Source organism: Brenneria izbisi (assembly GCF_025840185.1).
Lineage (GTDB): Bacteria > Pseudomonadota > Gammaproteobacteria > Enterobacterales > Enterobacteriaceae > Brenneria > Brenneria izbisi.
The window spans coordinates 1-12,672 of the sequence record NZ_JAMPJU010000024.1; the positions used below are offsets into that span (position 1 = coordinate 1).

Annotated in this window: 11 protein-coding genes and 1 tRNA gene; 5 read left to right on the forward strand and 7 right to left on the reverse strand. The window is 49.1% G+C overall.

The window, feature by feature from the left end; translation table 11 throughout:
• Positions 1-61: 61 nt before the first annotated feature.
• From NC856_RS17385 to lptF, 5 genes are all read right to left on the reverse strand, one after another.
• The gene (locus NC856_RS17385) at positions 62-286 is read right to left on the reverse strand and encodes a hypothetical protein (protein ID WP_264091667.1); all 225 of its coding nucleotides are present in this window, start codon (positions 284-286) and stop codon (positions 62-64) included.
• 35 nt (positions 287-321) lie between these two features.
• A complete protein-coding gene (locus tag NC856_RS17390) occupies positions 322-1,614 on the reverse strand; it encodes a tyrosine-type recombinase/integrase (RefSeq protein ID WP_264091668.1) in 1,293 nt (430 codons plus the stop codon).
• A gap of 188 nt (positions 1,615-1,802) precedes the next feature.
• Positions 1,803-1,887 (reverse strand) — tRNA-Leu (locus tag NC856_RS17395).
• 232 nt (positions 1,888-2,119) lie between these two features.
• On the reverse strand, positions 2,120-3,190 hold the full coding sequence (gene lptG, locus NC856_RS17400; RefSeq protein ID WP_264091669.1) for an LPS export ABC transporter permease LptG: 1,071 nt from the start codon (positions 3,188-3,190) through the stop codon (positions 2,120-2,122).
• A complete protein-coding gene (lptF, locus tag NC856_RS17405) occupies positions 3,190-4,305 on the reverse strand; it encodes an LPS export ABC transporter permease LptF (RefSeq protein WP_264091670.1) in 1,116 nt (371 codons plus the stop codon). The genes lptG and lptF overlap by 1 nt, the downstream gene beginning before the upstream one ends.
• Positions 4,306-4,588: 283 nt before the next feature.
• On the opposite strand from lptF, the gene pepA reads away from it, so the two are divergent.
• From pepA to NC856_RS17430, 5 genes are all read left to right on the forward strand, one after another.
• Positions 4,589-6,100, forward strand: a complete 1,512-nt coding sequence (gene pepA / locus NC856_RS17410; RefSeq protein ID WP_264091671.1) for a leucyl aminopeptidase — start codon at positions 4,589-4,591, stop codon at positions 6,098-6,100.
• An 88-nt stretch (positions 6,101-6,188) separates the two neighbouring features.
• A complete protein-coding gene (locus NC856_RS17415) occupies positions 6,189-6,638 on the forward strand; it encodes a DNA polymerase III subunit chi (protein WP_264091672.1) in 450 nt (149 codons plus the stop codon).
• Positions 6,639-6,650: 12 nt separating this feature from the next.
• Positions 6,651-9,521 (forward strand): valine--tRNA ligase, encoded by a 2,871-nt coding sequence (locus NC856_RS17420; protein ID WP_264091673.1) that lies wholly within the window; start codon positions 6,651-6,653, stop codon positions 9,519-9,521.
• A gap of 167 nt (positions 9,522-9,688) precedes the next feature.
• Positions 9,689-10,339, forward strand: coding sequence for a DUF421 domain-containing protein (locus tag NC856_RS17425; RefSeq protein WP_264091674.1), 651 nt, complete (start codon positions 9,689-9,691; stop codon positions 10,337-10,339).
• A gap of 269 nt (positions 10,340-10,608) precedes the next feature.
• Positions 10,609-11,112 carry a GNAT family N-acetyltransferase gene (locus NC856_RS17430; RefSeq protein ID WP_264091675.1) on the forward strand — a complete coding sequence of 168 codons (504 nt, stop codon included), beginning with the start codon at positions 10,609-10,611 and terminating at the stop codon, positions 11,110-11,112.
• A 140-nt stretch (positions 11,113-11,252) separates the two neighbouring features.
• Here NC856_RS17430 and NC856_RS17435 read toward each other — a convergent pair whose 3' ends face one another.
• Together NC856_RS17435 and NC856_RS17440 are read right to left on the reverse strand one after the other, a co-directional pair.
• The gene (locus tag NC856_RS17435) at positions 11,253-11,981 is read right to left on the reverse strand and encodes a hypothetical protein (protein WP_264091676.1); all 729 of its coding nucleotides are present in this window, start codon (positions 11,979-11,981) and stop codon (positions 11,253-11,255) included.
• 401 nt (positions 11,982-12,382) lie between these two features.
• Positions 12,383-12,508 (reverse strand): VENN motif pre-toxin domain-containing protein, encoded by a 126-nt coding sequence (locus NC856_RS17440; RefSeq protein WP_264091677.1) that lies wholly within the window; start codon positions 12,506-12,508, stop codon positions 12,383-12,385.
• Positions 12,509-12,672: the final 164 nt, after the last annotated feature.

Here is a 12,672-nt window from a genome sequence, read left to right on the forward strand (position 1 = left end):
TATTATTGAGTTCGGTGACCGCCTGAGCGCTCACCTTTAATACGATGGCAGTTACACAGAATTACGGACAGGCTCCTATTTTTTTCAAGCCGTGAGTTATCTCTGACGCGCTTTTCTTACCGTATTTACTATCTATATCAGTATGACAAACATACATTGCAATCACCGCAGCATGTTGTTTTGCTGACTCATAGTCCATACCTTGCTTATGGCAAAAATCAAGAGCATCCATCATCTGTGAAATGCCCACATTAACGAAAGCCTTCATTCCATCAGTCATAGACATTGTTAATGCCCTCTTAGAAAATCGTTCATCTACCTTTACCTATTCTTAATGATGATAGTATTCAAATTATTTGTCAATTTTTTATTGACAGATTCAAACGGCCTGACTATATCGTTAAGATTGGCATCAAGATAATCAGCCCACCACTGAAGCATCAGTCTCCGTTCATCAAGATGCTCAGCAAGATGGATGTAAGCAGCGCGGACGTTGTTACGCTCCTGATGGCTCATTTGTCGCTCAACAGCATCCCTTGACCATAAACCTGATTCGATCAACGCACTACAGGCCATCGCCCTAAACCCGTGTCCGCAAACTTCCGTTTTAGTGTCGTAACCCATTGAGCGCAGGGCCTTGTTAACAGTGTTCTCACTCATCGGCCTATCCGGCTGGTGATCACCAATGAAGACCAACTCATAATCCCCACTGATTTGTTTTATCTCTTCTAATATTTTCAGTGCCTGATGGCTTAGAGGCACGAGGTGAGGGCTACGCATCTTAGAACCACGATGTGAGTGCTTTACGCCCTTCAGAGGTTCTCGTTCTGCAGGTATCGTCCAAAGCGCATTTTTAAAATCGATTTCTTCCCATCTTGCAAATCGCAGTTCACTTGAACGTATGAATACCAGCAGTGTTAGTTTCACTGCCAATTTAGTCAACTTTCGGCCTTTAAAGCATTCGATACGATCGAGCAATTCGGAGAAGCGTTCGAAATCCAGAGCTGGGCGATGCACACGTTTAGTTACAGCGATTGCGCCAGCCATGTCTTGAGCTGGATTATATTCAAGTAGACCATTCTGTACTGCAAAACGCAGGATTGCAGTCGTTCGCTGTTGGAGACGCGAAGCTACTTCATACCGCCCACTCGCCTCTACTGCCTTTATTGGAGCAAGTAGATCCCGAGTTTTCAGTTCCGAAATCTTACGTTTACCTAACGCTGAGAAAAGATTATCCACTAAGCTTTTAAGCACCCGCTCACTATGGGACTTTGACCATTTTTTACTACAGGATGCATGCCAATCTCTTGCTACAGCCTCAAATGTTAGTGCTCCGCTTTCTTCAATCTTGTCCTCTTTTTTCTTTTGAGAGGGATCAATACCATCAGATACCAGTTTCTTTGCGGCATCGCGCCTCTTACGAGCCTCTGCCAATGAAACCATTGGATAAACCCCTAACGCCAGCATCTTCTGTTTGCCACTAAAACGATATTGAAGACGCCAGTATTTTGAGCCATTGGGGTTAACCAACAGGTGCATCCCCTCACCATCAGTAAGTTTGAAAGGTTTGTCTGCAGGCTTAACTGTTCTGACTTTGATATCAGTAAGAGCCATAGATCTCCCTCCCCTTGTTGGTATCAATTTCAATCGAACCGAAGCTACCAACAGTTATACCATCATTTGTTGGTAGATGTTGATATACAACAGTAGACTTTAATAGACCTAAAACAAGAGGTAGGGTATCTAACTGATTGATTTTGTATACGTAAATAGACTTTAGTAGACGAAAAAAAAGACTTGATTGGTGCCGAAGGCCGGACTCGAACCGGCACGTATTTCTACGGTTGATTTTGAATCAACTGCGTCTACCGATTTCGCCACTTCGGCACGAAGAGGTATGCGGAAAACGGGTGCATTATACCGTTTGCCGACGCACACGCAACTCTAATCCTTCTGGTGGCCGGTTAAGTGCTGAAAAAATCATCTTTGGCAAGATGTTAACGCTGTTTTAAGCTAGCGAAACCACATTTTTCCGCCGAATAGCATTCGGTTGTTCACAACATAAAAAAGGCGTTGTCCGGTTTTGCGGCAACGCCTTTTTTTAAGCCTTAGGGTAAGGCTAGTTGCGTTTCAATAATAACGCCACGCTGATAACCAGGAATACCGCGCTTGGCAAGATAGCGCCCAGAATCGGAGGAATGCCGTATACCAGGCTCAGTGGTCGGAAGATTTCGTTCAGCAGATAGAACAGAAAACCGAAGCTGATGCCAATCACGATACGCGTTCCAGCGGATACGCTGCGTAACGGCCCAAAGATAAAGGACACCGCCATCAGCATCATCACCGCAACGGATATCGGGGCGAAAATTTTGCTCCACATATTGAGTTGGTAACGACTGGCTTCCTGTCCGCTTTGTTTCAGATAGTTGGCGTAATCATACAGCCCGCGAATCGAGAGCGAATCTGGCTCCAGCGCCACCACGCCCAGTTTGTCAGGCGTCAGGTTAGTTTTCCATTCCCCGCTCAGCGTCTGGCTGCCGCCGATCTGTTTGCCGTCGCTCAGGTCAGATTCATCTATCTGTGAAAGTTTCCAGACTCCGTTATCGAAGGTCGCCGATGCCGCATAACGAACAGACAGCAGTTTGTTTTGGTCGTCAAAATGGTAAATATTGACGCCGGACAACTCGTTGTCATCAGTAACCCGTTCGATGTAGATAAAATTATTGCCGTCCTTCGCCCACAGCCCACCCTGGGTGGAAATCATGGAACCACCCGATATCATCTGAGAACGGTAGTTACGCGCCATCTGTTCCCCCTGCGGGGAGATCCATTCGCCGATCGCCATGGTGAGCAGAACCAACGGAATCGCGGTTTTCATCACGGCGGCGGCAATCTGCAAGCGGGTGAAGCCGGAAGCCTGCATCACCACCAGTTCACTGCGGGTCGCCAGTGTCCCCAGCCCCAAGAGTGCGCCGAGCAGTGCAGCCATCGGAAAGAAGATCTCGATATCTTTTGGCACACTGAGCAGCGTATAAAGCCCGGCGCCCAACGCCGAATAATCACCTTGCCCCACCTTACGCAACTGATCGACGAATTTGATAATGCCGGACAACGATACCAGCATGAACAACGTCATCATGATGGTATTGAAAATGGTTTTGCCGATATAGCGGTCTAATACACCAAACATCAGGCCGCTCCTTGAGTGTTAAGCGAGCGGGTTTTAAAGCGGGCGCGCGCTTTACGCATGGGTACGCTATCCCACAGGTTGAGGATCACCGCGATAGCGAAATACACCAGATTGGTCAGCCAAATCCAAAGCATCGGATCGATTTTTCCTTTGCCCGCATTGGAACGCAGCGAGCTTTGCAACAGGAAGAAAATAAGATAGAGCAGCATGGCAGGCAGCATGCTCAGCACCCGTCCTTGCCGCGGATTGACCACACTGAGCGGCACCACCATGAACGCCATGATGAACACTGAGACAATCAGCGTCAAACGCCAGTGAAACTCGGCCCGCGCGTCATTCTCGCTGGAGCGCCACAGCGTCTGCATATCCATTTGCTGTACGTCGTTGTTGTTCAACGTAACCGTTTGATGACCAATCACCGCCTGATAGTTGGTAAAATCGGTAATGCGGAAATCCCGCAGCAGCGCCGTTCCCTCATAGCGGGTGCCGTTATCCAGCGTCACCACCTGAGAACCTTCGCTGTTCTGCGTGACATGGCCGCGATCGGCGACCACTACGGAAGGCCGGGCATTACCGCTGGGCCGTAATTGCGCCAGAAAGACGTGTTCAAACTCCGAACCTTTTACATTGCCGACAAACAGCACCGCGTTGCCGCCCTGAGCGGACTGGAACTGCCCTTCAACCAATGTCGCCATGCCGGGGTTGGCTTTCGCTTCCGCCAGAACCACTTCCTGATGCCGGGAAGACCAGGGACTGAGCCACAACACATTGATGGTTGCCATCACCGCGGTCAGCAGCGCCAGCACCAATGCCGCTTTCAACAGTACGCTTTTTCCCAGTCCACAGGCATGCATGACGGTGATCTCGCTTTCCGCGTACAAGCGACCAAACGTCATCAATAATCCAAGGAACAGACTTAACGGCAGAATAAGCTGTACCATTTCCGGCACGCCTAATCCCAGCAGAGAGATAACCAAATTTGTGGGGATTTCACCATCAACAGCCGCACCCAGTATCCGCACCAATTTCTGGCAAAAGAAAATCAGTAACAGAATGAAAAGGATGGCCAGTTGGCTCTTAAAGGTTTCCCGTACCAGATATCGAATGATGATCACGCTTAATTACGCCTGTGAAAACTTGTCTTTTTGCAGGAAAATCGATAGTTTCTTCGCTAACTCGCCATTTATACTCATTTGTGGCAACCTTCGTAGCTAAAGTTGTATTACAACATACTGCGTTTGGGCGGTTGTATCAGAACCTGCTTATTAGTCACCAAAACAGATTCGTTACGTCGTTAAGATTAACACAGGTTATGTTAACGCAACGGCGGGAAAATATTACGGAGTGTCACATTCTAGCCGTTGATCCCGCCTTTGTCTTTAAGATTCAGGAGAGTACATGGAGTTCAGCGTAAAAAGCGGTAGCCCGGAAAAACAACGCAGTGCCTGCATTGTCGTCGGCGTGTTTGAACCGCGTCGTCTGTCCCCTATTGCCGAACAACTCGATAAAATCAGCGACGGCTATATCAGCGCGTTGCTTCGCCGTGGTGAATTAGAAGGCAAAGTGGGGCAATCATTGCTATTGCACCATGTACCCAACATTCTTTCAGAGCGCATTTTGCTGATTGGCTGCGGCAAAGAGCGCGAACTTGACGAACGTCAGTACAAACAGGTTATTCAGAAAACCATTAACGCCCTGAATGAAACCGGTTCGATGGAAGCGGTTTGCTTCCTGACCGAACTGCACGTCAAGGGCCGCAACACTTATTGGAAAGTGCGTCAGGCAGTCGAAACCGCGAAAGAATCGCTCTATATCTTTGATCAGCTTAAGAGCAATAAAGTCGAGTTGCGTCGTCCGTTGCGTAAAATGGTGTTCAACGTACCGACGCGCCGTGAACTGACCAGCGGCGAACGGGCTATTCAGCACGGTCTGGCGATTGCCGCCGGCATAAAAGCCGCCAAAGATCTCGGCAATATGCCGCCAAATATCTGTAACGCCGCGTATCTGGCCTCGCAAGCGCGTCAGTTAGCGGATACTTACAGCCAGAACATCACGACGCGCGTGATTGGCGAGCAGCAGATGAAAGAACTGGGCATGAATGCCTATCTCGCGGTCGGGCAGGGCTCGCAGAATGAATCCCTGATGTCCGTCATCGAATATAAAGGCGATCCGTCCGCGGAAACCCGCCCGATTGTGCTGGTTGGCAAAGGCCTGACGTTCGACTCCGGCGGCGTCTCCATCAAGCCGGCCGACAGCATGGACGAAATGAAATACGATATGTGCGGCGCCGCCACCGTTTATGGCGTGATGCGCATGGCGGCTGAGCTCGCGCTGCCGCTGAATATCATCGGCGTACTGGCGGGCTGTGAAAATATGGTCGACGGGCGTTCTTATCGTCCGGGCGATGTGCTGACCACCATGTCAGGCCAGACGGTCGAAGTGCTAAATACCGATGCGGAAGGTCGCCTGGTGTTGTGTGACGCCTTGACCTACGTTGAGCGTTATGAGCCGGATGTGGTGATTGACGTCGCGACACTGACCGGCGCCTGTGTGATTGCCCTTGGTCATCATATTACGGGGCTGATGGCGAATCATAACCCGCTGGCGCATGAATTGCTGAGCGCTTCCGAGCAATCCGGCGACCGTGCCTGGCGTTTGCCGCTGACCGATGAGTTCCAGGATCAACTGGAATCCAATTTTGCTGATATGGCGAATATCGGTGGTCGTCCTGGCGGGGCGATTACCGCGGGCTGCTTCCTGTCACGCTTCACGCGTAAATACAGTTGGGCGCATCTGGATATCGCCGGAACCGCCTGGCGCTCAGGCAAAGCTAAAGGCGCGACCGGTCGTCCGGTGGCGTTGCTGTCGCAGTTTCTGCTTAACCGCGCCGGGCTGAACGACGTGGAATGATGGCGATCCTGTCAGACGCGATCACCCGCGTCTGACTAAATCAGCAATACCGGGCCGGGTTTTCCGGCCTTTATCAATAGTGTAGATAATGAAAAACGCAACGTTTTATCTTCTCGAACACGACAGTAAAAGCGGCGAGCTCAATGCCTTTGAAGCGTTGGCCTGTACACTGGCGGCGGAACGTTGGCGAGCGGGAAAGCGCGTACTGATTGCCTGTGAGAACGAGCAGCAGGCCATGCGATTGGATGAAGCGTTGTGGCAACGCGATCCGCACAGTTTTGTTCCGCACAATCTGGCTGGCGAAGGGCCGCGCCAGGGCGCCCCCGTCGAACTGGCGTGGCCGGAACGACGCGGAAATGCGCCGCGGGATCTGCTAATCAGCCTGTTGCCGCACTTCGCGGATTTTGCCACCGCTTTCCATGAAGTGATAGACTTTGTCCCTTACGAAGAATCCCTGAAACAGTTGGCGCGCGACCGCTATAAAGCCTATCGCAGCGTCGGCTTTCAATTGACTACGGCTAAGCCGCCAACTCACTGAATTTTGAGCATAATGGAAACGAAATATAACCCGCAAGATATCGAGCAGCCGCTCTACGAGCACTGGGAAGAACAAGGCTACTTCAAGCCCAACGGCGATACGAATAAAGAAAGCTTCAGTATCATGATCCCGCCGCCCAACGTCACCGGCAGCTTGCATATGGGACATGCTTTCCAGCAAACCATTATGGATACGCTGATCCGTTATCAGCGTATGCAGGGTAAAAACACGTTATGGCAGGCAGGCACCGACCACGCGGGGATCGCCACCCAAATGGTGGTTGAACGCAAGATCGCCGCCGAAGAGGGCAAAACCCGGCATGATTATGGCCGTGATGCGTTTATCGACAAAATCTGGCAGTGGAAAGCCGAGTCTGGCGGCACCATTACTCGCCAGATGCGTCGCCTGGGCAACTCCGTTGACTGGCAGCGCGAGCGCTTCACCATGGACGAAGGCCTGTCCAACGCGGTAAAAGAAGTGTTTGTCCGTCTGTATAAAGAAGATCTGATTTATCGCGGCAAACGTCTGGTGAACTGGGATCCAAAACTGCGCACCGCCATTTCTGATATCGAAGTGGAGAACCGCGAATCAAAAGGTTCTATGTGGCACCTGCGTTATCCGCTGGCCGACGGCGTGAAAACGGCGGAAGGCAAAGATTACCTGGTGGTCGCCACCACGCGCCCGGAAACCGTGCTTGGCGATACCGGCGTCGCCGTCAACCCTGAAGATCCGCGTTATCAAAGTATTATCGGTAAAGACGTGATCCTGCCGCTGGTTGGCCGTCGCATCAAAATCGTCGCTGACGAACATGCCGATATGGAAAAAGGCACAGGCTGTGTGAAGATCACCCCGGCCCACGATTTTAACGACTATGAAGTGGGTAAACGTCATCAGCTTGCGATGATCAACATCCTGACGTTTGACGGCGATATCCGTCAGGAAGCCGAAATATTCGATACCAATGGCGAAACCAGCACCATCTACAGCAGCGAGATCCCGGCAGCCTTGCGTGGCCTGGAGCGGTTTGCCGCACGTAAAGCCGTGGTTGCCGCCTTTGAGGAGCTTGGCCTGTTGGAAGAAATCAAGGCCCATGACCTGACTATCCCTTACGGCGATCGGGGCGGCGTGGTTATCGAGCCGATGCTCACCGATCAATGGTACGTGCGCTCTGCGCCATTAGCGAAAGTCGCCATTGAAGCCGTGGAACAAGGCGAGATTCAGTTCGTGCCGAAGCAGTACGAAAACATGTATTTCAGTTGGATGCGCGATATTCAGGACTGGTGTATTTCCCGTCAGCTATGGTGGGGCCACCGTATTCCCGCCTGGTACGATGCGCAAGGCAAGGTTTATGTTGGTCGTGACGAAGCGGAAGTGCGTCGTGAAAACAATCTGGCTGACGATGTGGTCCTCCATCAGGACGAAGACGTGCTGGATACCTGGTTCTCCTCCGGGCTGTGGACCTTCTCCACGCTGGGTTGGCCGCAACAGACGCCGGAGTTGAAAGCGTTCCATCCAAGCAGCGTGATGGTCAGCGGTTTCGACATTATTTTCTTCTGGATTGCCCGCATGATCATGTTGACCATGCATTTCATCAAAGATGAAAACGGTAAACCGCAGGTGCCATTCCACACCGTGTACATGACGGGCCTCATCCGTGATGAGGAAGGCCAGAAAATGTCAAAATCCAAAGGCAACGTAATTGACCCGCTGGATATGGTGGATGGCATTTCGCTGGATGCACTGCTGGAAAAACGTACCGGCAATATGATGCAGCCGCAACTGGCGGAGAAAATCCGCAAGCGCACCGAGAAACAATTCCCGAACGGCATCGAACCGCACGGAACGGATGCCCTGCGCTTTACGCTGGCGGCGCTGGCCTCGACCGGTCGTGACATCAACTGGGATATGAAGCGTCTGGAAGGTTATCGCAACTTCTGTAACAAGCTGTGGAATGCCAGCCGTTTCGTGCTGATGAATACCGAGGGGCAGGACTGCGGCTTCAATATTGACGGGAAAAATGGCGGCGAGAAAGTGCTGTCGCTGGCCGACCGCTGGATTCTGGCGGAATTTAATCGCACCGTGAAAGCCTACCGTGAAGCGCTGGATAGCTATCGTTTTGATATCGCGGCCAATATTCTGTATGAATTCACCTGGAACCAGTTCTGCGACTGGTATCTGGAACTGACGAAACCGGTGATGAACGGTGGTACGGAAGCGGAATTGCGCGGTACGCGCAACACGCTGGTGAACGTACTGGAAGCGTTGTTACGTCTTGCACATCCGATCATTCCGTTCATCACTGAAACCATCTGGCAACGGGTAAAAGCGCTGAAAGGCATTACCGCCGATACGATAATGTTGCAGCCTTTCCCTGAGTACCATGAAGCACAAGAAGATACGCAGGCGCTCAACGATCTGGAGTGGATCAAGCAGGCGATTATTGCTGTGCGTAATATCCGTGCGGAAATGAATATTGCGCCGGGTAAACCGCTGGACGTGTTGTTACGCGACGCCAGTGCCGAAGCTCTGCGCCGGGTAGAGGAAAATCGCAGCTTTATTCAAACTCTGGCGCGTCTGGAGAGCATTACGCTGTTGCCTGCGGGTGATAAGGGGCCGGTTTCCGTGACCAAACTGATTGCAGATGCGGAACTGCTGATCCCAATGGCCGGACTGATCGACAAAGCCGCGGAGTTGGAGCGTTTGGCTAAAGAAGTCGCCAAAATCGAAGCGGAAATCAGCCGTATCGAGAGCAAGCTGTCCAACGAAGGTTTCTTGGCCCGCGCGCCAGAAGCAGTTGTTGCCAAAGAACGCGAAAAACGGGATGGCTATGCCGTCTCCAGAGCGAAATTGCTGGAACAACAAGCAACCATCGCCGCGCTTTAACCTCCTGTAAAAATAAGCCCTGACAGTAATCTGTTCAGGGCTTTCCCTCTTTATTTTTATTATTTTCAGTTAAATCCTCGCTCTATCGTTCAGCGTTGCTATATTCAATATAGCACAGCAGAGATATCAATATAATGATAAGTAAAAGGGTGATAACGGAGAATGACATGGAATACTACGGATTTGTATTAGTGAAATTTATAATCGGCTTTATTATTGTTATCACTCATTTAAATGTTTCGGGTAAAACGCAACTGTCTCAAATGACGCCGGTGGACTTTATCGGCAACTTTGTACTTGGTGGCGTGATCGGCGGCGTGATCTATAGCGATACCATCCCACTCTATCAATATATTATCGTGCTATTTATTGGTGTTAGTTTAATCTCTCTGCTCAACACCATTAGTAAACATATTTATTTCTTTCGCGCCGTCAGCATCGGTGACCCGATCCCAATCATCAAGAAAGGACAATTTCTGATGGATAATCTTCTGAGGAAAAAAAACAAAATCGATATTATTAACGTTACTTCTCAACTACATGCTCAAGGCATCTACTCTTTTCAGAAAATCAATTACGCACAAATTGAGCCAAACGGACAACTAACCGTTATCTGTGAAGATACGGATATGCCATCCGTAATCGTCGCTAAAGATGGCAAACCAAGGAAATACGGACTAACCGAAATAGAAAAAGACGAGGACTGGCTCTCCGCCGAAATATCACGATATGGCATACAAATGAAAAATATTTTTCTGGCGGAATTCTGGCGGGGAAATCTTATGTTCGTCTTAAAAGATGGAACGGTGCTGAAATAGCACACTTTGTCACAGGCGAATCTCTCTGGTTTTGGGCTCCATTGATCTTGAACCAAGGTCAATATTCGCGCATTTCCTCTGAATCATTGCATTAAAACGGGATAAAATAGCATTACACTTGCATTTACCCGACATATTTCGCTATTTAGACAGGCGAAAGCAGCATGATTTCTCTCATTTTTTCAAGCCAACAGACCTACAACCCGCAAGCCAGATGGGTATAAAATCATGCGTGAAACGACCAAAGTAAAAACACAAGAGCGAGCATCATGACCACCGCAATTTCTGTCAGCCTTCGGGTTCGCCCGATTACCCCACAAGACGACGACGCCATCGCCCATGTTATCCGCGGCGTATCGGCTGAATTCGGTTTGACGGCCGACAAAGGCTATACCATATCCGATCCCAACCTGGATAATCTGTTTGCCTTGTACAATCAATCAAACAGCGCCTATTGGATTGTGGAATACGCAGGGGAAGTGGTTGGCGGCGTCGGCATTGCACCGCTGACGGCCGGCGATGATGACGTGTGCGAATTGCAAAAAATGTATTTTTTACCCGTCGCGCGCGGCAAGGGGCTGGCAAGACAACTCGCTTTACAGGCATTGGAATTTGCTCGTCAGCGAGGTTTTCGTCGCTGCTATCTGGAAACAACGGGTCACCTGACCAGCGCCATCCGCCTCTATCAGTCGCTTGGATTCGAACGTATCCCTTATTCTATGGGTAATACCGGCCATACCGATTGTGAAGTGACCATGCTGAAAACGCTGTAATCAGCGCTCAGATCTCAACGGCCATACTTTGCTTTTTGGGAATAGGGATACGTCTATTGAAAAGAGAATGATAACCACCCCACATAGGAGGTGGTTTAGACACGATAAAAAAACAACCGATGGTTAGTCGTTTCTATTCATTAATATTTTTTTATTATCCTGTTAAATTTTTCTTCGTAATTGTCGGCATTGGATATACCTCTGCCTTGAGTGATATTTACCGAAGCAGAAAGAAGATTATTCACTTTACCGCTTCGATCAAACTCAATATATAATCTCTCTGATATACCGGATTCTGTGCCCTTTGCAAGGCTGTATAACGGGATATATGATGATGCATCTCTTGATATATCTGTGTTAGCATATACCCAAAGTAAGCTTCCCTCATCAGAAAAAGTGATATCTTTAGGCTCACCTAGTAACGAAACCACTTTCTCTTTTCCGTCTCCTTTATTAATATCCGAAAAAGCCAGATTTTTCGAATTGACGGGATCTTTCTCGAAAGCATTCTCTTTTCTGAAATCATTTATCACTACATCATGATTAATGATTTTATTATCATCGCCATATGCGACATAAAGCTTCCTGTGGGCATAGGTAGCACCAAAACTATTAAAATTGCCATGATAAACAGCGATAGACTTTTTACCTTCAGGAAAGGTTTTATGTGTCAGCGCGCGCCCCGTATCTCTTTTGCCAAATATACTGTCAACCGATTCAATCGTTGATTGTCCGTCTATTATCTTGGCGTTTATTTGATTATCGCTCAACGCCTTATCAGAAAGTGGTTTGCTTCCATTCACCCAGGAGGAACAAGAGGTTAGAGTCAGAACGAATACAGGTATCGTTAACAGTAAAATTTTTTTCACCTTATAAATCCCTTACATTTTCAATCTATTATATTTATACATTTTTACGTCAATAGGTAGTGAACAGCCAAATGAAAATTTCACTTAGCTTGCATTTATAATGCAAGTAAATTATTATCCTTCGAATATGTTAAAAAAAACCAGAATTATCTTATTAATCATAGATATGTATAATTTTTAATCTGAGGTAAACATTTATTCAGGATTACTCAGCGTATTATTTTCGGATAGTTATTCAAACCTCGGCATCGTCCCCGTCACCAGTTTATGCATCGCATACTACCGTTCTTCTTCCGTTATCGGATTCAATACGTTGCCGTTTTCATCCACCCTATTGGTATTGGTGTAAAGCGATGTCATCGATGCTCCTACATCCTGCAATCCTTTCGGCGTAATCGCGCTCAGATTGAAGTTGTTATTCTCGGTCGCATTCTGCCCCGCCTGCGCCCCGCTACCGCGCCCGATGTCGAGTCACCCGCCGTGCCTGCCGCCAGTCCGCCCGCCAGCAGAGACAGCGTACTTACCATCTGTTTTTCGCTTTCGTCGCGATTATCGCCCCTTCCGTAGCCGCAATATCTACCACCTGATGGCTGATTTCCGCTATCAGTTGCATCTGCTGCAATCGACGCTGCTCTTTCTCCTTATCAAATATCGGACTCAGCGTCTAAGGTAGTTAATCGTTGAACGCGAT